Genomic DNA, 22,182 nt, shown 5'->3' with positions numbered 1-22,182 from the left:
CGCACCTTACCCGAAGACGCCCTGACGCGAAGCCTTGGCGATGAAGGTGGAGACCTGCGGCATGGTCGCCTCGATATCCGCCTCGTATTTTAGGAGAACGTTGAGCGTATCCTTGACCACCTCATGGCCGAGTTCGGGCGCCTGCAGCAGCACCAGCACGCGCGCCCAGTCGATGGTTTCGCTGACTGACGGCAGCTTCTTGAGGTCCAGCGTGCGGACCTCGTTGATGAAGCCCACCATCTGCCGGCGCAATGTCTGCGAAATCCCGGGCACGCGGCTTTCGACGATCCGCTCTTCCAGCTTTTGCTCGGGGAAGCCGATGTGCAGGTGCAGGCAGCGGCGCTTCAGCGCATCGCCGAGATCGCGTTCGCTGTTCGAGGTCAGGATCACGGTCGGCGGCGACACCGCGACCACGGTTCCGAGTTCCGGAATCGTCACCTGGAAATCGCTGAGGATTTCCAGCAGCAGGGACTCAAACTCCGCGTCCGACTTGTCGATTTCGTCGACCAGCAGTACGCAGCCGGCCGGTTGCTCCAGCGCCTGCAGCAGCGGGCGCGGCTCGACGAATTCCTTGGAGAAGAACACATCGCCGAAATCGTGTAACTGATTGAGCGCCGCTTCCAGCGTCGGCGCGCCGCCGAGCACTTCGCCGAGCTTGTCCTTCAGGATCTGCGTGTACAGAAGCTGTTTTGCGTATTTCCACTCATAGAGCGCCTTGGCTTCGTCCAGCCCCTCGTAGCATTGCAGGCGGATCATCTTCATGCCGCGCCAGGCGGCGATCGCCTTCGCCAGCTCGGTCTTGCCAACGCCGGCGGGGCCTTCGACCAGGATGGGTTTTTCGATCTGCTGCGCCAGATAGACGGCGGTCGCGATCTGGCGGCTCGCAATATAGCCCTGCGCCGCAAGACCGCTTTCCACTGCCTCGATCGAGGCCGAAGGCCTGGTATCAGCCACGGGTTTTCAACTCCGAATTCGATGGATTTCGGAATGTTCTGCCCCTGTTGCGGGCAAAGGACAAGCGCCGTTTGGGCATAACGAGGGCGCAAGTTCCGGTATTTTCCGCCTAACGCAATGGCAGTCCGGTCGCGGCCTCAAGCTCCCCGATCGCCTGCGTGGCATTGACTACCTTGATCGTGGTCATGCCCATCTCGCGCGCGGGCTTCAGGTTGACGCCGAGGTCGTCCAGATAGACGCAGTTCCTGGGATCGACCTGCAGCGTTTCGACCATCATCCGGTAGATGCGCGGGTCGGGCTTGCGGAGACCGATTTTGGCGGATTCGATGACATGGTCGAACAGCGCCATCACTTCGGCGACATAGAGCGTGCGGCCGCTCTTGCTGCCGATGGCGTTGGCCGGAAGGTTGTTGGTGATGCAGCCTGTCTTGAACTTGGCCTTCACGCGCTTGAGCGCCTCGACCATCTCGGGCCGCAGGTCGCCCGACAGCAGCGGCAGCACGTCCTTGCCGCGAACGGCTGCGCCCAGCGCCAGCGATTCCGCTGCGAACAATTCGTCAAAGGCTTCGATGTCGACTTCGGCGCGCTCGAACTTGGCCCAGGCGTTTTCCAGGTGATTGGCGGCGTTGGTGCGCCGGATGATGTCGGCGGGCAGCCCGCGCTCGGTCTCGAACCGCGCAAAGGCCTCGAAGGGCGAGGTGGTCAGCACACCGCCGAAATCCCAGATCACTGCCTCGATCATCATTCCCTGCCTGAAAATATGTTTGCGGAGCGGCTAACACGGAACGCCCTTGAGAACCAGCCCGATCCGGCGCTTGGCGATATGCGCACCAAAGGCTATTGCTGCGGCGATGAAGATCCCGCCTTACACGATCGCCGCCCTCACGCTGCTGCTGTCCGTTCCCGCGCATGCCATCGTCGGCGGCGGTGCGCCGTCGACGGAAGGGGTGGCCCGTTCGGTCGTCACCATCGTCGGCTCGCGCGGCAATTTCTGCACCGGGGCGTTGATTGCGCCAAAGCTGGTGCTGACCGCGGCGCACTGCGTGCCATCAGGCGCGGAATACAAGATCGTCGAATATGGCGCGAACCGGCAGCCATCGCTGCAGGATGTGAAGAGCGTCGCCATTCATCCCGGCTTCAACATGCAGGCGATGTCGGGCCATCGCGCAACGGCGGATGTCGCGTTGCTGCAATTGGCCGTGCCGCCCAAGGGCAAGACGCCCGCCGCGCTCGGATTACCTGATATCCCGATCAATGTCGGCAGCCGTTTCACCATTGCAGGCATTGGCGTGACGGCGCGCGGCGATGGCAAGAGCGGCGGCACCATTCGCGTCGCCGGACTGATTGCAACGGGCAGACCGGGAACGTTGCAGATCAGGCTGGTCGATCCCGCAGGCCAGGGCACGCGCGACGGGCTCGGCGCCTGCACCGGCGATTCCGGTGCGCCTGTTTTCGAGGACAAGCAAACCGGCCCGGTGATCGTCGGCGTGGTCAGTTGGTCAACCGGGCCGAACGGCTCGGCAGGTTGCGGCGGCATGACCGGCGTCACGCCGCTGACGCTGTATCGCGATTGGATATTGCAGACCGCGCAGAAGTGGGGCGCGGGGTTATAGCTTGCGCGATGCCGTAGGGTGGGCAAAGGCGCGTCAGCGCCGTGCCCACCATCTTTCCATGCCGATGGTTTGAATGGTGGGCACGCTGCGCTTTGCCCACCCTACGGCTTTCGCGACTAATGCCCCGCCGCCTTGTTCGCGGCGGCGTTGTTCAGCACGATCAGGCCGTCGACGGCGACGCCGACCTTGCTGTTGATCAGGAACGGATTCACATCGATCGAGGCGATGCGGTTGCCGGCATCCGCCATCAAATTGGAAAGGCCGACCAGCGCCTTGACGGCGGAAGGCTCATGCAGCGCCGGCTTACCGCGATAGCCCTTCATCTTCACGCCGGCCTTGGTCTTGGCGATCAACTGCTTCGCCTCGGCCTCGTCCAGCGGCGCGCCGGCGAGGGCGACGTCCTTCATCAGTTCGATATCGACGCCGCCGGTGCCGAACAGCACCACCGGCCCCATCTCGGCGTCGAGCGAGGCACCGACCACGAGCTCAAGGTCGGCCTTGACCTGTTGGGCGATCAGAATGCCTTCGAGCTTCGGCTTGCTCTTGATCTTCTTCACCCGCGCGGTGATGTCGTTGAACGCCTTTTTCACCTCGGCCGCGCTGTTGAGGTTCAGCACCACGCCGCCGATATCTGATTTGTGCAGGATGTCGGCGCTGACGACCTTTGCGACGACGGGAAAGCCGATCTTCTTGGCAATCTTCACGGCCTCGGTCGCGGTTTGCGCGATCTCTTCTTTCGAGACAGGGATGCCGTAGGCCTTGAGCAGCTTCTTCGAGGCGACCTCGTCCAGCGCCGCCGCGCCGTTGGCGGCCTTCAGCGTCTTCTCCAGCATCGCGCGCGCGGAAGCCTTCGAGCTCGACACGATGTCGGGCACTTCCTTGCGCAGCGACGAATATTCGATCAGCGACTTGATCGCGCCGACCGCACGATCGAGGCCCTGCATGACGGCGATGTTGGGCAGCGACTTGCGCAGGGCCTTGGTAAATTCGGTGAAGCCGATGGACATTGCGCTGATATAGACCACGGGCTTGTTGGCATCGCCCGCCATCTCGTTGACGATGCGCAAATTGCGCTCGCGCAGTTCGTGCGGCGCTTTCGGCAATTCGGCATCGATGATGACGATGTCGGTATCGGGATCGTCGATCATGATCTTGATCGACTTCATGTAGACGGAAGGATCGACGACGGCGGCAAAGCCGGCATCGAGCGGATTGCCGACGATGCTGCCGGGTCCGAGCATCTGCGCCAGTTGGGCCGTCGCATTCGCGCTGAGCGGAGCGAAGTTCATGCCAGCCGAATAGAACGCGTCGATCAGAAGGCCACGCTTGCCGCCGGACAGCGACACGGCCGCGAGACGGTTGCCCTTGGGCGGATCGGCATGGACGAAGCACTCGGTGGTCTCGATCAGTTCGTCCAATCCGCGGACGCGGATCACGCCCTCGCGGGTCGAGATCGCATCAAAGGTTTCGATCGAGCCGGCGAGCGCGCCGGTATGGGCCATCGCGGCGGCGCGACCGCCTTCGGAGGCGCCGAGTTTGAGCGCGATCACGGGCTTGCCAGCGGCGCGGGCGGCCTTGCAGGCCTCGCGGAACACTTTCGTGTTCCGCACGCCTTCGAGGTAGACGACGATGACGCGGATCGACGGATCGGCAGCGAAATAGGCCATCAGGTCCGGTGTTTCGAGGCCGGTCTCGTTGCCTGTCGTGACCATATAGCCGACGCCGACGCCGCGATCTTCCAGCGTCTGGCGGATCGCCATCACGATCGCGCCGGATTGCCCGACGATCGCCACGGGACCGGCTTCCATGGTGACGATGCGGTCGTCGATATTGGTGAACAGCTTTTCGCCCGCGCTCAGATTGCCGAGGCAGTTCGGGCCGGTGACGGCAAGGCCGGTCTCCTGCACGGCCTGCTTCAGTTCAACCGCCAGCCGCTGGCTTTCCTCGTCCTGCAACTCGCTGAAACCCGAGGTGACGATGGTGGCGGAGCGCGCGCCGGCTGCGGCGGCATCGCGGATCACCTGCACGGCAAAACGCGCCGGCACCAGCACCAATACGTGATCGGGCTTTTCGGGGAGGCTGGCGAAATCCTTGTAGCAGGGGACGCCCCAGATCGTTTCGCGCTTGGCGTTGACCGGGAACAGCCCGCCTTCGTATTTGTACTTGATCAGATTGTTCCAGATGCGCTCGGCATAGTTGCCGGGCTTGTCGGTGGCGCCGACCAGCACGATATTGCGCGGGTGCAGCATCGCATGGATGCTCTTGACGATGTCGCTGGCGTCAGGCGAGGGCGACCATTGTTCGGCTTGATGCGATGCGGTGCTTGCCTGAGCGTCCATGGATGTCCCTTATTCTGCTGTTTGGCAGCGGCGATCGACAACGCTCGCTGTGCGTTTTTGATTGCGACCTTTTTATTGAGACTTGGCAGGGGTGGCAACACGCGTTGCGCGCGCAGCGCCATTCGCGCCGCGCACGATATCCCGGCTGGCGGAGAATTCAGTGCGGCTGCAATGCGGACTCAATCATGGTGGCGTGCACAAGATAGCGTTCTGGCCCCGGCGTCAGCGTCTCGAATGGCCAGCAGGTCGACAGCACCAGATGATATCCATCCGCGAGCGGATAGATGCCGGACGCGTCGAAGCGCACGACCGAGGTGGCATCCACTCGGTAGCGGAAGCGCTTGCCGTCGCTTCGCGTCACCTCGATTTCGTCGCCCGTGACAACGTTCTTCAGGAAAGCGAAATGCGTATCGCGATGCGCTGAATAAACGGCGACGCCGCGCTCGCCGGCGTCGGGCGTGCGTTCGACATGGCCGGGACCGAAGGCGAGTGCCTGGCCGCTGCTGCCGGCGAGCACGATGGCGCTGGCATGAAGCCGCTTCACTTCGATGCGCGCGACCGGCCACGAGTCGGCCCATGACCATGGCTTTGTCTCGTGTCCGGTGGCGATGGTTTTGTCGAAGGCGCGTTCCAGCAGCACCTGAGCAACCAGCGCCTTGGCGTGGATGTAGGCGCCCTGACCGAACAGGATCAGGCCGATGATGGCGAGAAGGAGAGGGAGGATAAAGCGGGGCATGGGGAACGTCTCCGTCATTGCGAGCGAAGCGATCTCGCATCGTCATTCCGGGGCGATGCGAAGCATCGAACCCGGAATCTCGAGATTCCCCGGTGCGCAATTGCGCACCTGAGGTCTGGTCCTTCGGACCATCCCGGAATGACAGCAAAAGAAAAAAGGGGGCGCGCGCGGCCTTGGGGGACGGGTGGAGCCGCGCGCGCTCTGGAAAGAGAAGGTAGGGGGGCCTCCTCCTTTCAGCCGACGTCAACACCGTGACATCTGACGTCGATTGAACACCAGCAGGATCAGGCTGAAAGTGAGCAGGATCACACCCGCAATCATCTTCAACTCGGCATCCGTTGCGGTCTTCGGCAGCGTCACCGTGTTGGGCGCCGGGGTGACGACAGGCTGCACCCGCTTCAGCGCCGCAATCTGAACCCTCGCCTCCTCCGTATCGGCACGCCGTTCCACAGGCGTTGCCGGCATGCGCGGGCGTTCGCCGAACACCTTCTCAAAATCCCAACCGGCGGGCAGGTTGATCGGCAGTTCCGAAACCTTGAGCGCCTCGCCTTGCGGACGGCTCGGCGTCTTGTCGACGGCGACCAGGCTGGTCAGCCGCGTGACAAGCTGATGCTCGAGCGCCAGCGCCAGAATGGTCTTGTCGGCATCTTCCGGGCTCGCCTGCCGTGTGGTGCGTGCCACTTCGGCATCCGCAATCTTGCGGCGCGCCCAAAGTTTTGACAGGCCCTTGCCTTCGGCCGCGTTCGCCAGCGGAAGGGTGACGCTCCAGGGACGATCGCCGATGCGGCCCTTGATCTCGACCGAGCCGGCGAGCTTGTCGAGTTTTGCGGCCAGCACCAGTGGCTCGTCGCGGTAGACATCCGGAATTGCAACCGGCGTGATGTCGGCCGTGGCATCGGAGAATTTCGCGGTCAGGTTGGTCACCGCGGGATTCTCCAGCTTGGCAAACAGGCTGCGCATGCGGTCCTCGACCTGCTCGACCGCGCCGATATGGGTGAAGGTGCCGCGGCCGAGTTCGGCGGCGCGCGTCATCAGATAGGTGTTCGGCGCCGAGCCGATGCCCACCATGAAGACACGGGAGCGGCCGCGCAGCGCACTGATGGTTTCGAACAATTGCTGCTCGTTGCCGATGGCGCCGTCGGTGAGGAATACGACCTGACGGACGTAACCGGCGTCGCCGCTGTTGTCCGACAGCGCCGCGCGCATCGCCGGCACCATTTCAGTGCCGCCATTGGCCTGCAGCGCGCCGACGAAGGAAGTGGCCCGCCCGATGTGCTCCCTGTTTGCGGGCACCGCTGACGGGAACAGCATATCCATGGTGTGATCGAAGCGGATCACGTTGAACCGGTCATTCGGCTGCAGGCGGCCGAGCGCATAGATGAGGCTCGCCTCGGCCTGGATGATCGAGACGCCGCCCATCGAGCCGGAATTGTCGATCACGAAGATGACTTCGCGCGGCAGCGGTTTCTGCTGCGCCTGCTCGACGGAAGGCGGCGTGACGAACGCCAGCAGGTAATCGCTGTCGCCGACGTGCTCGCGGAACAGCCCGACCGATGGCGCCTTCTCGGCCGCCGGCTTCCAGCTCAGTTCGAAATCGCGGTCCGCCGGCACCGGACCTTCGGCAAGGCGGATGATGCTCGTGCTGGCGTCGGGTTTCTCGGTCTTGACTGCATGGTGATGGCTCTTGACCTCGCCGAGCGGGAAGCCGGCCTGCAGCCGCACGGTGATGCGGGTCGGATTAACCGGCGCGTTGGTGGCGGGGTCGAGCACTTCGGGCGAGATGCGGTCGCGATCCGGCACGGGATCGGATTTGGCCGAACCCCAGCCGCCGCCATCAGGCTTGAAATCGACGCTCTGCACGACGGGCGCGGGATTGTAGCGCGGGGCAACCACCATCGGCACCCGCAGCGAGAACTCGTCGCCGGATTGCCGTACCGGCTCCTGATACTCGATCTGCACCAGCACGGTTTCGCCGGGGCCGATATTGGCGACGGAGTTGGTGAAGATGTTCGGCCGCTCCTGTTCGGTCAGCGCCGCCTTGTGCCCGCTCTGCTTCGCCTGTTCGTAGATGATCTTTGCCTGCTGCCGCTCCTTGATGTCGCCGACCACGACGCGATCACCGATCACCATCTTCAGCGAATCGACCGCGCCGCCTGCCGGCAACGGATAGACATAGATCGCCTCGACCCAGTCTTTCGAAGGGTTGCGGAAGATTTGTGTGACGCGGGCGCGAACGGTGGGGCCGGATACGGTGAGATCGACGTCGACGCCGAGCCGCGAAGCGTCGGCATAGCCCTCGTCGATCTTGAGCAGCAGCGAGCCGGCGCGCGCGTCGCCGGGCTTGAGGAACGCCGACTGCAGGCGCTCCGCCGACCACACCGGCTGAAAGCTCAAAAATAATGCCGCAAACCCGACCAGGATTACGGCAACGCCATGCATCACGAAGAACAGCACCATCCCGATCAGGCTGGGCTGTTCGCTGCGTTTGTCGGCCTCAATTTCATCGCATGTAGTCATGTCGTGCAACTCCCGAACGGCGATTTCGCTCGTGAGAGGGTGTGGAATTCAGCGATTTGGCGCGAGCGGAATGATCGGCCTTGTTCCGTCGCCGGCCACCGCGCGCCGCCACAGCTGAGACGGATTCGTGCGGGTTTGTGATGGATTGTGCGTCTGGTACAATGGCGGAAGTTGAAGCAGGGATGACGATGCCAGTGCCGGACAAGCAGCTTTCCGCCGAGCAGAGCCGGCAGATTGCCGACACCATTCGCGAAGAGCTCGCCCGCCGCCGCATCTCCCGGCAGTCTCTGGCCGAACTGGCAAAACTCAGCCTTTCCACGCTGGAAAAGGTGCTGGGCGGCCGCCGCCCGTTCACGCTGGCCACCACCGTCCGCCTCGAACAGGCGCTCGGCGTTTCCCTGCGCAAGATGCCGGAGGCGCCTGCGCCTGTCGCTGCCGTCAACGGCGAGGTTGCGCCCGATAGCCTCGGCGCCTATTCGCGCCGCGCGGTGGCGTGGATCGAAGGAACCTATGTCACGGTGCGTCCGTCGTTCGGCGACAAGGACGCAATCTTCGCCTATCGCACCGAGATCACCTGGGATGCCGCGGCGTCATCGCTGGTGTTTCACGAGAGCGAGCGGCAGGACGCAGCGTTCACCCAGTTCGGCGAAGTCGCGGTGCCGAACCAGTCGAGACACATTTATCTCGTCACCAACCGGCATGGCCAGCATCGCCTGATCACGGTGGCGCACCTGGCGATTTCGGGCGAGATGTACGGGATCATCACGACGCTGCTCGCGGGGCGCGGCTCGTTGCTGACGCCGATCGCGGCGCCTATCGCCTATCTGCCGATCAAGATGGTGGCTAACCCGACCTTTGGCAGGATTTCGTCCGACGATCCCAATTTCGCGCTGTACCGCCAGCATTTGCGGCGAACGACGGATGAATCGTTTGCGCTGTTCATGCAGGGATAGTTCTATCTAATCCCCCGCCCGTCATCGTCCGCGAATGCGGACGATCCAGTACGCCGCGGCGGTTCGGTTCAATCACTTCTGCCGGTGGTTACTGGATGCCCCGCCTTCGCGGGGCATGACAAGGCGTTACGACGCCAGCTTGTCCGTCGCCTTTGGCGCGTTGAATTTCTGTCGCAGCGTCGGCTTGTGAATCTTTCCCGTCGCATTGCGCGGCAGCGCGTCGACGAACTCGATCAGCCTTGGGCATTTGAACCGCGCCAGATTTGCCGCGCAATGGGCGTGAATTTCGGCCGGCGTCAGCGTATGGCCGGGCTTCACCGCCACGATCGCCATGCCGACCTCGCCCCACTGCTCGTTGGGCACGCCGATGATGGCAGCCTCGGCAATCGCGGGAAGCTGATGCAGCACGCTCTCGACTTCGGCCGGATAGACGTTCTCGCCGCCGGAAATGTACATGTCCTTCCAGCGGTCCACGATGTAGTAGAAGCCCTCTTCATCGATACGCGTGGCGTCGCCGGTGTGCAGCCAGCCGTCGGTGAAGGATGACTGGTTGGCGTCCGGCCGGTTCCAGTAGCCGGGCGTGACGTTCGGTCCCCTGACCCAGAGTTCGCCGAGCTCGCCGACATCCGCATCTGTTCCGTCGGGGCGCACGATCCGTACTTCCGTATGCAGCACCGGCTTGCCGGATGAACCGGCCTTGCGCGCGGCGTCTTCGCGGTCGAGCGCCAGCACCGCCGGCGACGTTTCGGTCATGCCATATCCCTGCTGGAGAGCGACGCCGCGCTCTTCCCACACTTTCAGGAGCGGTACCGGCATCGGCGCGCCGCCGACGCCGCCGATCACGAGGCGGCTGAAATCGGACGTCGCGAACGACGGATGCTGCGCCATGAACTGGTAGATCGACGGCACGCCGAAGAACTGGGTAATGCCGCGAGCGGGATCGCTGATCAGTTGCAGCGCCACACCGGGATCGAACGCGCGCATGATCAGCACGGTGCCGCCGGCATGCAGCACCGGGTTGGTGTAGCAATTGAGCCCGCCGGTATGAAACAGCGGCAGCACGGTGAGCAGCACCGTCGACGGCGAGACATAGGCGGGCCCGCCGAGATTGACGCAGTTCCAGAACGTCATGCCATGGGTGATGATCGCCCCCTTGGGCAGGCCCGTCGTGCCTGACGTGTACATGATGGTCGAGATATCGTCGTGGGTGACGGGTTCGAATTTGTCGAGTGGTTTCGAGGCGGCGATCGCAGCTTCATAGCTGCCACCTGCGCCCAACAGCAGTGTCGACGACACCTCGCAGAGCTTGGCGACCGTCAGCGCAATTTCGGCAAGATCAGTGTCGTGGATCATCACGCTCGGCGAGGCGTCGCCAACGATGAACTGCAGTTCGGGTACCGTAAGCCGTGTGTTCAAGGGCAGGAACACCGCGCCGAGGCGGCCGCAGGCGAACTGCACCTCTAAGGTATCGGTGGTGTTCAGTGCCAGAACGGCAACGCGATCGCCGCGCTTGACGCCGAGCATGTCGCGCAGATGGGTAGCAAGACGCGAGATACGCGCGTTGAACTGGCCATAGGAAAGGCGGCGGTCGCTCGCGAGGTCGACGGCCGCAATCTTGTCCGGCGTGCGGCGGCCGAAATGCGCGATCCAGTCGTAATGGCGTACGGACACATCTCCCTCCACATCCAGCGGTCTAGCGCCGCCTGTTGTGCTTGACGGCATTCCATTCAGCAGATGAGCAGTCAGCAGGGATGCTGTCTTGCGTGGAGTGGCTGGGGCGGACTGTTCGGGCATTTCCACGCGGCGCCGCGACGACCTTGGCTAACCAGCCTTGGCAGACACGCCGCAGGATCGTCACTGATCCCGCGGCGACGCGATAATTTTATGCGACTTCCTCTTCAGCAACCTCCTGTTGCCGCACCGGCTCGGCTGGCGTCGCAAGCTCCTTGGCGAGGTTGGTCGCGCCGACATAGTCGGTCTTGCCGGAGCCCAGCAGTGGCACGTTGCCGACCACGCGGATATCCGCCGGCACTGCCAGTTCGGACGCGCCGACGGTCTTGGCCTGGCGCTGCATAGCCGAGCGCTCGGCATCCTTCTGCGTGGTCAGGAGCACGATCCGCTCGCCCTTGCGTGCATCGGGAATAGACACCGCAACCGACATCGCCTGTGGCCACAGCGCTGCGGCCATGGCTTCGACCGCCGACAGCGAGACCATCTCGCCGGCAATCTTGGCGAAGCGTTTGGCGCGGCCCTTGATGGCGATGAAGCCGGCCGCATCGATGGCGACGATGTCGCCGGTGTCGTGCCAGCCGCCGGCGAGCGGCTCCAGCACGCCGGGGTTTTCCGCACGCAGATATCCGAGCATCACGTTGGGCCCGCGCACCGACAGACGCCCGCCTTCCTCGATTCCGGGAACGGGATCGAGGCGGGCTTCCATCAGCGGCGACAGCCGGCCGACGGTGCCCGGCCGATTCGCCATCGGCGTGTTCATCGCGAGCACGGGCGCGGTCTCGGTGACGCCGTAACCCTCGAGGATGCGGATGCCGTAGCGCTCCATATAGACTTGCCGTGTGCGGTCCTTCACCGCTTCCGCGCCGGCGATCACGAGACGCAAGGTGCGGAAGTCGTAGGCATGGGCCGAGCGCGCATAGCCGGAGAGGAAGGTATCGGTGCCGAACAGGATGGTGGCGCCGGTCTGGTAGATCAGTTCCGGTACGATCCGGTAATGCAGCGGCGACGGGTACATGAAGATTGGAATGCCGGCCAGCATCGGCATCATCATTCCCCCCGTCAGGCCAAAGGAGTGGAACACGGGAAGCACGTTGAATACCTTGTCATGGGCATTGGCATCGACCCGCGCCAGCGCCTGGGCCGCATTGGCCAGGATGTTGCGATGGGAGAGCACGACACCCTTGGGCGTGCCTTCCGAGCCCGATGTGAACAGGACCACCGCCGGATCGTCCGCCTTGCGCGCCACCCGCGGCGCGGTACCGGCGAGCAGTCCGCGGACCTTGTCGAGCGAACCGATGCCGGCCCGCACGTCCTCCAGGTACACGACCCTGGCCTGTCCGGCGATGGCAGCGATCAGCTTGTCGAGCTTGCCCTTCTCGATAAACGCCTTCGAGGTCAGCACGGTCTTCACTTGCGCGGCCTGCATCGCCGCCAGCACGTTGACCGGGCCGGCGGAGAAATTGAGCATCGCCGGCACGCGGCCGATGGTCTGAAGCGCCATGAACACGACGGCGACGCCGGCCGAATTCGGCAGCAGCACGCCGACATTTTCGCCGGCTCTGGTGCCCTGCTCGAGCTTGCGGCTCAACACCTGGGCGCCGAGGATCATTTTGCCATAGGTTAGTTTGGTGCCGAGCGCGTCCTCGATGATCGGCTTGCCGGTATCGCGATCGCGGTGGGCATGCGCCAGCGCTTCGAACAGGGTGTGGTCGAGCATCGCGTTCCTGACCACGGCGTCGATCATGACGTCCTGCAGCGCGGCGCCTGCCGCGTTGCGGCGGATCTTGCCCTTCAACGATGGGTCGATCGACAATTTCACCTGCGGCAGGATCGTGATCGTCACCTTGGGGAACCACGAGCGCTTGATCTCGCCATTCTTGAGGTAGCTCAGACGCGAACGCTGCGCGCCTTCGATGCGGACGGGCACAACGACCGCATCGGCCTTGTCGGCGATCATCGCAGTGCCGTCGTAAACCTTCATCAGCGAACCCGAGACGGTGATGCGCCCCTCCGGGAAAATCACCACCGGCTCGCCCGATGCCACCAGCTTGATCAGGTCGCGCGCCGCCAGCGGCTTGGTCGGATCCATGGTGTAGTGCTTGATCAGCTTCAGGAACGGCTTCGCCCACCACGCCTTGGAGATCCCGGTGTCGACGGCAAAGCTGGCGTCGATCGGCAGCGTTGCATGCAACAGCGGGCCATCGATCAGGCTGACATGGTTCGGCGCGATCAGCATGCGGGTGCCGGCCGGCGGCAGATTCTCCATGCCGCGGACCTCGACGCGGAACAGCGCACGAAACAGCAGCGCGCCGAAGTCGCGCACGCCTTCGCGGCCCCATTTGCCGAGCACGAACCAGACCGAGCCAAAGCTTGCGATCGCAAGGCCGAAGAAGATCCAGGCGACCGGAAGGCCAACCGCCTGCAAGCCCGCGACGAGCAATGAGCCGACCACCATGAAGGCAGCCTGCAGCACGTTGCCGGCCGCGATCACGCGGGCCCGCTCCGACGGCGCAGACCATGCCTGGACCGCAGCGAAGGACGGTACCACGAACAAGCCGCCGCCAAACGCGAACAGGAAGAAGTCGACCAGCATCCGGACACCGGCAAAAGAGGTGATGAATGCAGCGGCTGTTACGTCTACACCGCGCACCGTGCTTCCGATGGCCCATGCCAGATCGAGGCCGACGATACCCATCACGATCGCGCCGATCGGCACCAGCGCGAGATTCGGGCGGTCGTGGCTGAGCTGCGCGGCAAACAGCGAGCCCGCAGCAATGCCGATCGCGAACACGGCGAGGCAGATCGTCACGACGCCTTCGGTGCCGCCGACGCCGCCTTTGACCAGCGCGGGCAGCAGCGACAGCACAATCGCGCCGACCATCCAGAACCAGGACACGATGATCATGCCGTCCCACAGGCGCGGTTCGGCGTAGAGCGTCTTCAAAAGACGAACCGTGGAGGTCCAAGGATTGGCTGTGATCAAGAGATCAGGCGCGGACGGCTGGGTCACGGGGATACGGGCCGCGAACGCCCAGGACAGGATCGACAGCCCGACCACGGCCAGGCAAATCCACGCCATATGCGAGGCGCCTGCAACGAACACACCGCCGGCGATCGTGCCGATCAAGATCGCCATGAAGGTCGCGCCCTCGACGAGGGCGTTGCCGCTTGCGAGTTCCGAAACCGATAGCTGGTCGGGAAGGATCGCGTATTTCACCGGGCCGAACAGCGCGGCTATCACGCCGAACAGCGCCAGCGCCACGAACAGCAGTGGGATCGAATGCATGTAGAAGCCGGCGGCCGCAAAGCAGGCGGCAAATATTTCGGCGAACTTCAGGCGTCGCGCGACGTTCATTTTGACGAATTTGTCGGCCAGTTCGCCGCCGAGCGCTGACAGCACGAAAAAGGGAAAGATGAAGGCCGCACCGGCCAACGTCACCAGTGGAGCGCCCTCCTCAGTGGCCACGCCATAGAGCAGCATGATGACGAGTGCATTCTTCAGCACATTGTCGTTCAATGCCGAGCAGAATTGCGACCAGAACAGCGGGGCGAAGCGGCGAGAGGACAGCAATTCCCTGATCATGACTATTTCCTGTTACTTCGGCCGGGCAATCCCGGATGTGGTCTGCAAATCGTGAGCTGCTAACGTGAGCGTCGTCGGTCGCGTGAAAGGTGTGGCGAATGCGCGAAGTGGTCGCCGGGCACGCTTGCATTGAAAGGTTGTACGGAAAGTTATCCGGACATTGGTGCGCGGGACGTGGTGGAGGCTTTGCTGCGGCATAGTGACCCCTTTCTTACGAACGGAGACACATTTGAAGCAAAATGGCCGCGCCTCAGGTCAAATGGTGGAGCGAAGCGAACGGCGAGAGCTTCCGCAGGCCGCGAGCACGATAGGGCGTCGCGCGCTGGCGACGCGCCGATTGCCGGCGGGTCAGAACCCCGCCGACGTCGCAGGCATTGGCAATGCGCTCGATCGGCGCGGTGGCGATGTGGACGATAACCTTGCCAAATCCCTTCACGAGTTCGATGGCATCGTCGACGAAAGTGGTGGTCAGCTGAGAAACGAGGGTTTGCATTTGGGTATCCTCCGGGGTTGAAAATGAACATTGTTCAAAATGTATAGGCCAAACGTGAGCAATGCTCAAGAAGAATCTTTGCGGGACCGCAAAAAAACTTTGCGGCGCCATCTCATGATCGAGACCGCACGGGGCATAATTGCCGCTAATGGATTGAGATCATTGAAGGTTCGGGATGTCGCCGAGGCCGCCGATTGCTCGATCGGGAGCGTCTATAACGAGTTTGGAGACTTCGACGGCCTGATCCTGACCGTTAATCGCGAGACGGTTCAGGCTCTGACCGCCCGCCTGGTCGCGGTCCCTGCCGAAGACCCGGTCCGCCAACTCCACGGATTGGCCGAGGCCTACCTGACATTCGCGGCCGATCACGCCAATCTTCTGCGCGCGCTGTTCGAGCATCGGATGGAAGACGACCGGCCTTTCCCCGAAGACATCCTGAAGATGGTGATGCAGGCGTTTGCTCTGATGCATGAGCCGATGGTCCGGCTCTTGCCCGACCGAAATCCGGAAGAGGTGGCGTTGCTGGCGCGGATGATGTTCTCCGCCGTGCACGGCATCATTTCGCTCGGCCTGGAAGAGCGAATGGTCGCGGTGCCGCCGGAAAAGCTGCGCCAACAGTTGGCGCAATTCGTGGATACACACCTGGCGGGGCTGGGCATCTCTCTTGATAAGACGCGAGACGGCAAGGTCTGACCCTGCCGCCAGTTCAGGAGCCGCGAAGCAATTCGCTGATCACGGTGAACTGGTTGTCGCGAAACTCGACCATATAGCCATCCTTGATTGGACGGTAGTCGTTTGGCGAGGTGTTGAGCTTGACGCCGGGCATCAGCATCGGCAGCGATACGTCCTTGAGGTTGGCCGCCTGCGCCATGATGTTTTCGCGACTGAGGTTGTTCTTGCACTGAGTCAGCACCACGACCAATGCCTGCGCCACCATGTAACCATAGCCGGCCGCCAGATTGGCCGGATCGATATTGGGCAGCCTTGCCTTCATGAATTCCCGGTAGGCGACCAGGTCGGAATCGGTGGAGTCACTCGAATAGGGTTTGAGCGCTCCGACCGACATGATGCCGGTTGCCGCTTCAAGCCCCGCCGGCACCATCACCAATTCCTTGTTGGCGCAGCCTGAGGAGATGAAGCGCATCGGCCGCCAGCCGGTCTCGTGCGCCTTTCGGATCGCCTGCGCGCACGCCCGCGGCGTCACGCTGTAGATCAGGAACACGTCGGCCTTGGTGTTGGCGAGCGTGAGGATCTGCGAATCCACCGTGGGATCCGCTACCTCGAAACTCGCAGCCATGGCGATCACCTTGTCGGCGTCCGCACCGAGCGCCTGCCTGACGCCGCGCAGATAATCCTTTCCGGCGTCGTCGTTCTGATAAAGGATCGCAAAGCGCGCATTGGGATTCTTGGCGCGAGCGAAGCGCACCTCGATGCCGGCTTCCTCGACATAATTCGGCGCCCAGGGCAGCGCCATCAGCCAGGGCTGGTTGACCGGGTCGTTCCATTTCGAAGCGGAGCTGATCAGGAACAGATGCGGCACCTTGGCGCCGTTGAGATATTTCGCGGTCGCCGAACTCGGCGCGGTGCCCATGGTGCCGAACATGAAGGCGACGCCGTCACTCTCGACCAGCCGGCGCGTTGCCTCCACCGTCTTCGGCGGCGAGAAGCCGTCGTCGAGCGAGATCATGTTAAGCTTGCGCCCGTTGACGCCGCCTTTCTCGTTGATCAGGTCGAAATAGGCTGTAAACGCCTTGCCGGTGACGCTGAGTGCCGATGCCGGGCCGCTATACGGCATGATGTTGCCGAACTTGATCTCGGTATCCGTGATGCCGGGGTGTTGGGCGAAGGCCGTCGTCGCGGCCGTGACGGCGAGGAATGGCGAAAAGAAGAATGCCAGGGCGAATTTGCTCGATCGGATCATGCTTCATCCTCCCCGGCGAATGGCCGATGATGTTATTGGTTTTGAGCCAAGGCTAGGGCATGCTCGGGAAATCGGTCTTGTGTTCAGTTGCTGGACGCGGCATGCGCCGGAAAGCGACCGGCAACAGAGCCGGCCTGCAAGATAATGCCAGCCGCTCAACGCAAGTTTGTGCCGGCCAAATCGCGGCATCGTAATCCCTCGGGAGGAGAACATGCTGGAGCGCACAAAAGTGCAAAGCCCGTTCTATACGGCGGACCATGAAGCGTTCCGCGATGTGATGCGTCGCTTCGTGTCGCGCGAGATCGAACCCTATGCCCATGAATGGGACGAGGCCGGCGAATTTCCGCGCGAGCTTTATCGGAAAGCATCCGAGATCGGGTTACTAGGCTTGGGCTTTCCCGAAGAATTTGGCGGTGTGCCTGCCGACCAGTTCATGAAAATCGTGGCATCGCAGGAACTGGCGCGCGCCGGCGCCGGCGGGGTCAGCTCCAGCCTGATGAGCCACACCATCGGCTCGCCGCCGATCGCCCGCGCTGCGCGGCCGGAGGTCAAGGCGCGCGTGCTGCCGCAGGTACTGGCGGGCGAGAAGATTTCCGCCCTTGCGATCACCGAGCCGAGCGGCGGCTCCGACGTCGCCAACCTCCGCACCAAGGCGCGGCGGGATGGCGACCATTATGTCGTCAGTGGCGAGAAAACGTTCATCACGTCGGGCATGCGGGCCGACTATCTGACCGTCGCAGTGCGCACCGGTGGTGAGGGGCCGGGCGGCGTCAGCCTGCTGCTGATCGAAGGCGATACGCCGGGCCTGTCGCGAACGAAGCTGAAGAAGATGGGGTGGTGGGCGTCGGATACCGCAACGCTGCATTTCGACGAATGCCGCGTAAGGTGCGAAAACCTGATCGGCGAGGAAGGTCAGGGCTTCAAGATCATCATGCACAATTTCAACAGCGAGCGCATGGGCATGGCCGCGAGCTGCACGGCCTATGCCCGCGTCTGCGTCGAGGAGGCGATTGCCTACGCCAAGGAGCGCAAGACCTTCGGCAAGCCGATCGCACAGCACCAGGTGATCCGCCACAAGCTGGTCGACATGGCGCAGAAGGTTGCGGCCTCGCAGGCGATGCTGGAAATGCTGGCGTGGCGGCTCGGACAGGGCGAAAGCCCGGTTGCCGAAATCTGCATGATGAAGAACCAGGCCACCCAGACCATGGCGTTCTGCGCGTCCGAGGCGGTGCAGATTTTCGGCGGCGCCGGCTTCATGCGCGGCGTCAAGGTCGAACGCATCTACCGCGAGGTAAAGGTTAATGCCATCGGCGGCGGCACCGAGGAGATCATGAAGGATCTCGCCTCAAGGCAGATGGGGTTGTGATGCGCCGTCATTCCGGGGCGCGCGAGAGCGCGAACTACGATGTGCAATTGCACATCGGAGAATCCGGAGATGAGTCAGACAATGTCGAGATTCCGGGTTCAGCCCTTTGGGCTGCCCCGGAATGACGGAGAAAAACGAACGATGCTCTTCACCGCCGACCACGACGAACCCCGCCGTATCCTGCAAAAATTCATCGCCGCGGAGATCAACCCCTTCGTCGACGAATGGGAGAAGAACGACATCTTCCCGGCGCATGAGCTGTTCAAGAAGCTCGGCGATCTCGGCTTTCTCGGCCTGAACAAGCCGGTCGAGTTCGGCGGCCAGGGGCTCGATTACTCCTATGCGCTGATGATGGCGGAAGAGCTCGGCGCCATTACGTGTGGCGGCGTGCCGATGGCGATCGGGGTGCAGACCGATATGGCGACCCCCGCGCTGGCGCGGTTCGGTTCCGACGACGTGCGCCGCGAGTTCCTGGCGCCTGCGATCGCGGGCGATGCGGTCGCCTGCGTCGGCGTTTCCGAGCCGGGCGCCGGCTCCGACGTCGCCTCGATCAAGACGCAGGCGCGCTCCGACGGCGACGACTACGTCATCAATGGCGGCAAGATGTGGATCACCAACGGCGTGCAGGCCGACTGGATCTGCCTGCTCGCCAATACCAGCGACGGCCAGGTTCATCGCAACAAGTCGCTGATCTGCGTACCGATGAAAACCAGGGGCGTGCAGGTCGCGCGCAAGCTCGACAAGATGGGCATGCGCTCGTCCGACACCGCGCAGATCTTCTTCGACAATGTCCGCGTGCCCAAGCGCAACCGGATCGGCGAGGAGGGCAAGGGTTTTACCTACCAGATGGTGCAGTTCCAGGAGGAGCGGCTGTGGGGCGCAGCCGCCTGCCTCAAGGCGCATGAGTTCATCATCTCAGAGACGATCGAATACACCCGCAACCGCAAGGCGTTCGGAAAGTCGATCCTCGATAACCAGACGGTTCATTTCAAGCTCGCAGAGATGCAGACCGAAGTCGAGCTGCTGCGCGCGCTGGTCTATCGTGCCGCCGAAGCGCTGATCGCGGGCGAAGACGTGACGCGGCTTGCGACCATGGCCAAGCTCAAGGCGGGCCGGTTGGGTCGCGAACTCACCGACGCCTGCCTGCAATTCTGGGGCGGCATGGGTTTCATGAACGAGACGCCGGTCAGCCGCGCCTATCGCGACAGCCGACTGACCTCGATCGGCGGCGGTGCCGACGAGGTGATGCTGACGGTGCTGAGCAAGATGATGGGCACGCTGCCGAAAAGCTAATAATAAACGGTCGAAAGTAACGATGAGGAATGCCTGATGATCACGCTCTATCACTGCGACGGCGCGCGCTCGTTCCGTCCGCTCTGGATGCTGGAAGAGATGGGGCTGCCCTACGAGTTGAAGATGCTGCCATTCCCGCCGCGAGTGCTGGCCAAGGAATATCTCGCGATCAATCCGCTCGGCACGATTCCGTTCATGATCGACGGCGAGACCAGGATGACGGAGTCATCCGGCATCTGTTACTACCTCGGCACCAAATACGGCCCGACGCCGCTGGTGGTCGGGCAGGACGATCCGGCCTATGGCGCCTTCCTGAACTGGATGTATTTCAGCGACGCCACGCTGACCTTTCCGCAAACGCTGGTGCTGAGATACAGCCAGCTCGAGCCGGAAGAGCGGCGGAACCCGCAAGTGGCCGGCGACTACGCCAAATGGTTCCTCGGCCGGCTGCGCGCGGTTGAGGCAGCGACCGCCAATGGCGAAAATCTGTGCGCCGGCCGCTTCACCGCCGCCGACATCGTCAATGGTTATGCGCTGCGGCTCGCCGGCAATATCGGGCTCGCCAAGGATTTTGGGCCCAATGTCGCGGCGTATTGGGCCCGGTTGCGGGAACGCGAGGGCTACCAGCGCGCGGTTGCGGCCGAGCGCAAGGCGGGTGTCGAGCAAAACGTCGCGCCGCGCATACGAGCGTGATGGCTGTGTCATTCCGGGGCGCGAAGCGAACTATGGGGCGCCCTTGCGCCCCTGAGAATCTCGAGATTCCGGGTTCGATGCTTCGCATCGCCCCGGAATGACGGAATCCGCCGTAGTCAGTCCCCAATTTTCCGCTATGGTTGACCCCATCGCAGCGGCCAAAGAGCCGCGCGAGGAGGACGAGCCATGGACGATACCGGCCACAAATCCGGCCATCTGATGCTGATTACCCCGGAGCGCGTGTTCTATGCCGGCCTGCTCGGTCGGCCCCGGCAACGCTGTTCGGGCGGGTTCAACATCTATGTCGCGATCGAAGGCGGTCTCTGGCTCACCACCGCTGACGGCCAGGAAAGCCACGGCGATATGGTCGCGCTGTTGCCGAACATCAGGCACACCATCGCCAGCGATCATCGCTCGGTGCTCAGCGTCGTGATCGAGCCGGAGAGCGTTCGCCCAGGTGCGCTTGAAGAACTGGCGCAGCGTCTCGCGGGGCCGGAGGGCACAATATTTGCCAGCCGCATCCGCGCGGCCTATCGCGAACTGCGCGAGCATCACGCAGGCAATGACTTTTCCAGCGCCGAATTCGACGCCCTATGTCTTGGCGAAGTCTTGCCACAGCGCAAACTCGATGCCCGCGTGGCGCGCGCGATTCTGCAGATCGGAAAATTCTCCGGCGAGCCTGTGACGGCGGCCAGCTGCGCTGCGGAAGCGGGGCTATCGCCGTCGCGATTCCTGCATCTGTTCAAGGAAGAGACCGGCATTTCGTTCCGCTCGTTCCGTGCCTGGAAACGGGCGCGGCACCTGCTGCACTTCGCCAACCAGGACATCAACCTTGCGCATCTGGCGCAGGATATCGGCTATCCCGACTCCACGCATTTCAGTCATTCGATCCGCCGCTTCTATGGCCTGAAGCCGCGCGCGATCTTTTCCGGCTCGCGCGATCTGGCGATCTATAGCCACCGCCATGCGAGCGCCGGATAGCGGGTGGACGCAAGAAGCCGGCTGATGCGGAACGCATGATCGCGCTGAATTTTTTCGCGATCCCGTCTTGCATTCGAAGGCTGATCCATGGGCGACAAGGCTGTCATTACCTGCGCGCTGAACGGCGTGCTGACCGATCCGAAGCAGCATAACGTTCCGGTTACGCCGGAACAGATGGCGCGCGAGGCCAAGGCGGCTTTCGACGCCGGCGCCAGCATCATGCACGTTCATCTGCGCCAGCAGGAGCCGAACAAGGGGCATCTGCCGTCCTGGGACGTCAGTGTCAGCAAGGAAATCCAGCAGGCCATTCGCGAGGCCTGTCCGGGCGTCATCATCAACCACACCACGGGCACCTCAGGCCCGAAATATCAGGGCGCGCTCGATTGCGTGCGCGAGACCAGGCCCGAGATCGCAGCCTGCAACGCCGGCTCGCTGAACTATCTCAAGGTGAAGGCCGACAACACCTGGGCCTGGCCGCCGATGATGTTCGATAACGCGGTCGAGAAGGTGCAGGACTATCTCGACGTCATGAAGGAAGCCGGCACGATTCCCGAATTCGAATGTTTCGATGTCGGCATCGTCCGTTGCGTCGGCATGTACCGGCAGACCGGCATGTATTCCGGTCCGCTCGAATATAACTTCGTCATGGGCGTCGCCTCGGGCATGCCCGCCGATCCGGAATTGCTGCCGATCCTGCTGAAGCTGAAATTGCCGGAAGCGCATTGGCAGGTCACCGCGATCGGCCGCGCCGAAATCTGGCCGCTGCACCAGCGCTGCGCCGATCTCGGCGGGCATCTGCGCACCGGGCTGGAAGATACTTTTTATCTCGCCGACGGCACCAAGGTGACCTCGAACGGGCAACTCGTCGAAGCCATCGCCGCCTGCGCCCGGCGCGCCGGCCGCGAGATCGCGAGCCCGGCGGAGGCGCGGGCGATTTTCGGGACACGGCATTGAGGTCGTCATTCCGGGGCACGCGAAGCGTGAACCCGGAATCTCGAGATTCCGGGTT

Annotated in this window: 17 protein-coding genes; 8 read left to right on the top strand and 9 right to left on the bottom strand. The window is 63.2% G+C overall.

Going from position 1 to position 22,182, the window contains the following annotated elements; genetic code table 11:
* Positions 1-6 precede the first annotated feature (6 nt).
* The gene (locus tag LMTR21_RS37725) at positions 7-954 is read right to left on the bottom strand and encodes an AAA family ATPase (protein ID WP_065750855.1); all 948 of its coding nucleotides are present in this window, start codon (positions 952-954) and stop codon (positions 7-9) included.
* Between the two features lie 109 nt (positions 955-1,063).
* Positions 1,064-1,699, bottom strand: coding sequence for an HAD-IA family hydrolase (locus LMTR21_RS37720; protein ID WP_065750854.1), 636 nt, complete (start codon positions 1,697-1,699; stop codon positions 1,064-1,066).
* A gap of 106 nt (positions 1,700-1,805) precedes the next feature.
* Between LMTR21_RS37720 and LMTR21_RS37715 the strand changes: the two genes are divergently transcribed.
* Complete coding sequence (locus tag LMTR21_RS37715) at positions 1,806-2,567, top strand: S1 family peptidase (RefSeq protein ID WP_065750853.1); 762 nt, start codon at positions 1,806-1,808, stop codon at positions 2,565-2,567.
* Positions 2,568-2,683: 116 nt separating this feature from the next.
* Here LMTR21_RS37715 and LMTR21_RS37710 read toward each other — a convergent pair whose 3' ends face one another.
* The 3 genes from LMTR21_RS37710 to LMTR21_RS37695 all read right to left on the bottom strand — a co-directional run bounded on the left by LMTR21_RS37710 (position 2,684) and on the right by LMTR21_RS37695 (position 8,099).
* Entirely contained in the window at positions 2,684-4,906 is a 2,223-nt protein-coding gene (locus LMTR21_RS37710; RefSeq protein WP_065750852.1) for an acetate--CoA ligase family protein, read from the bottom strand.
* A gap of 157 nt (positions 4,907-5,063) precedes the next feature.
* Positions 5,064-5,642, bottom strand: a complete 579-nt coding sequence (locus LMTR21_RS37705) for a class GN sortase (protein ID WP_065750886.1) — start codon at positions 5,640-5,642, stop codon at positions 5,064-5,066.
* A gap of 243 nt (positions 5,643-5,885) precedes the next feature.
* Positions 5,886-8,099: a marine proteobacterial sortase target protein gene (locus LMTR21_RS37695; RefSeq protein WP_430642612.1), complete on the bottom strand. Its 2,214-nt coding sequence runs from the start codon at positions 8,097-8,099 to the stop codon at positions 5,886-5,888.
* Between the two features lie 248 nt (positions 8,100-8,347).
* Here LMTR21_RS37695 and LMTR21_RS37690 point away from each other — a divergent pair, with 248 nt between their 5' ends.
* Complete coding sequence (locus LMTR21_RS37690; RefSeq protein WP_065750885.1) at positions 8,348-9,112, top strand: helix-turn-helix domain-containing protein; 765 nt, start codon at positions 8,348-8,350, stop codon at positions 9,110-9,112.
* Between the two features lie 126 nt (positions 9,113-9,238).
* Here the strand turns inward: LMTR21_RS37690 and LMTR21_RS37685 are convergent, their stop codons facing one another.
* The 3 genes from LMTR21_RS37685 to LMTR21_RS37675 all read right to left on the bottom strand — a co-directional run bounded on the left by LMTR21_RS37685 (position 9,239) and on the right by LMTR21_RS37675 (position 14,919).
* Positions 9,239-10,783, bottom strand: a complete 1,545-nt coding sequence (locus LMTR21_RS37685) for an acyl-CoA synthetase (protein WP_065750850.1) — start codon at positions 10,781-10,783, stop codon at positions 9,239-9,241.
* Positions 10,784-10,994: 211 nt separating this feature from the next.
* A complete protein-coding gene (locus LMTR21_RS37680) occupies positions 10,995-14,426 on the bottom strand; it encodes an acyl-[ACP]--phospholipid O-acyltransferase (RefSeq protein ID WP_065750849.1) in 3,432 nt (1,143 codons plus the stop codon).
* Between the two features lie 250 nt (positions 14,427-14,676).
* Complete coding sequence (locus tag LMTR21_RS37675) at positions 14,677-14,919, bottom strand: hypothetical protein (protein WP_065750848.1); 243 nt, start codon at positions 14,917-14,919, stop codon at positions 14,677-14,679.
* A gap of 114 nt (positions 14,920-15,033) precedes the next feature.
* On the opposite strand from LMTR21_RS37675, the gene LMTR21_RS37670 reads away from it, so the two are divergent.
* A complete protein-coding gene (locus LMTR21_RS37670; protein ID WP_084030406.1) occupies positions 15,034-15,612 on the top strand; it encodes a TetR/AcrR family transcriptional regulator in 579 nt (192 codons plus the stop codon).
* A gap of 13 nt (positions 15,613-15,625) precedes the next feature.
* Here the strand turns inward: LMTR21_RS37670 and LMTR21_RS37665 are convergent, their stop codons facing one another.
* Positions 15,626-16,840, bottom strand: coding sequence for an ABC transporter substrate-binding protein (locus LMTR21_RS37665; RefSeq protein WP_065750847.1), 1,215 nt, complete (start codon positions 16,838-16,840; stop codon positions 15,626-15,628).
* Between the two features lie 211 nt (positions 16,841-17,051).
* Between LMTR21_RS37665 and LMTR21_RS37660 the strand changes: the two genes are divergently transcribed.
* From LMTR21_RS37660 to LMTR21_RS37640, 5 genes are all read left to right on the top strand, one after another.
* Positions 17,052-18,206 (top strand): acyl-CoA dehydrogenase family protein, encoded by a 1,155-nt coding sequence (locus LMTR21_RS37660; protein WP_065750846.1) that lies wholly within the window; start codon positions 17,052-17,054, stop codon positions 18,204-18,206.
* Positions 18,207-18,347: 141 nt separating this feature from the next.
* Positions 18,348-19,499: an acyl-CoA dehydrogenase family protein gene (locus LMTR21_RS37655; RefSeq protein WP_065750845.1), complete on the top strand. Its 1,152-nt coding sequence runs from the start codon at positions 18,348-18,350 to the stop codon at positions 19,497-19,499.
* Between the two features lie 36 nt (positions 19,500-19,535).
* The gene (locus tag LMTR21_RS37650; RefSeq protein ID WP_065750844.1) at positions 19,536-20,192 is read left to right on the top strand and encodes a glutathione S-transferase family protein; all 657 of its coding nucleotides are present in this window, start codon (positions 19,536-19,538) and stop codon (positions 20,190-20,192) included.
* 186 nt (positions 20,193-20,378) lie between these two features.
* On the top strand, positions 20,379-21,173 hold the full coding sequence (locus LMTR21_RS37645; RefSeq protein ID WP_065750843.1) for a helix-turn-helix domain-containing protein: 795 nt from the start codon (positions 20,379-20,381) through the stop codon (positions 21,171-21,173).
* Between the two features lie 87 nt (positions 21,174-21,260).
* Complete coding sequence (locus LMTR21_RS37640; protein ID WP_065750842.1) at positions 21,261-22,127, top strand: beta-keto acid cleavage family enzyme; 867 nt, start codon at positions 21,261-21,263, stop codon at positions 22,125-22,127.
* The last annotated feature ends 55 nt before the right edge of the window (positions 22,128-22,182 follow it).

Source organism: Bradyrhizobium paxllaeri (assembly GCF_001693515.2).
Lineage (GTDB): Bacteria > Pseudomonadota > Alphaproteobacteria > Rhizobiales > Xanthobacteraceae > Bradyrhizobium > Bradyrhizobium paxllaeri.
The sequence above is the reverse complement of the archived record's forward strand: the minus strand, read 5'-3'. Positions and strand labels throughout refer to the sequence as shown.

Coding starts and splice junctions, on each gene's coding strand:
- LMTR21_RS37705 (WP_065750886.1), bottom strand. CDS start 5,642: ATGCCCCGCTTTATCCTCCCTCTCCTTCTCGCCATCATCGGCCTGATC.
- LMTR21_RS37670 (WP_084030406.1), top strand. CDS start 15,034: ATGATCGAGACCGCACGGGGCATAATTGCCGCTAATGGATTGAGATCA.
- LMTR21_RS37690 (WP_065750885.1), top strand. CDS start 8,348: ATGCCAGTGCCGGACAAGCAGCTTTCCGCCGAGCAGAGCCGGCAGATT.
- LMTR21_RS37695 (WP_430642612.1), bottom strand. CDS start 8,099: ATGGTGCTGTTCTTCGTGATGCATGGCGTTGCCGTAATCCTGGTCGGG.
- LMTR21_RS37720 (WP_065750854.1), bottom strand. CDS start 1,699: ATGATGATCGAGGCAGTGATCTGGGATTTCGGCGGTGTGCTGACCACC.
- LMTR21_RS37655 (WP_065750845.1), top strand. CDS start 18,348: ATGCTCTTCACCGCCGACCACGACGAACCCCGCCGTATCCTGCAAAAA.
- LMTR21_RS37665 (WP_065750847.1), bottom strand. CDS start 16,840: ATGATCCGATCGAGCAAATTCGCCCTGGCATTCTTCTTTTCGCCATTC.
- LMTR21_RS37650 (WP_065750844.1), top strand. CDS start 19,536: ATGATCACGCTCTATCACTGCGACGGCGCGCGCTCGTTCCGTCCGCTC.
- LMTR21_RS37710 (WP_065750852.1), bottom strand. CDS start 4,906: ATGGACGCTCAGGCAAGCACCGCATCGCATCAAGCCGAACAATGGTCG.
- LMTR21_RS37645 (WP_065750843.1), top strand. CDS start 20,379: ATGGACGATACCGGCCACAAATCCGGCCATCTGATGCTGATTACCCCG.
- LMTR21_RS37675 (WP_065750848.1), bottom strand. CDS start 14,919: ATGCAAACCCTCGTTTCTCAGCTGACCACCACTTTCGTCGACGATGCC.
- LMTR21_RS37660 (WP_065750846.1), top strand. CDS start 17,052: ATGCTGGAGCGCACAAAAGTGCAAAGCCCGTTCTATACGGCGGACCAT.
- LMTR21_RS37680 (WP_065750849.1), bottom strand. CDS start 14,426: ATGATCAGGGAATTGCTGTCCTCTCGCCGCTTCGCCCCGCTGTTCTGG.
- LMTR21_RS37715 (WP_065750853.1), top strand. CDS start 1,806: ATGAAGATCCCGCCTTACACGATCGCCGCCCTCACGCTGCTGCTGTCC.
- LMTR21_RS37640 (WP_065750842.1), top strand. CDS start 21,261: ATGGGCGACAAGGCTGTCATTACCTGCGCGCTGAACGGCGTGCTGACC.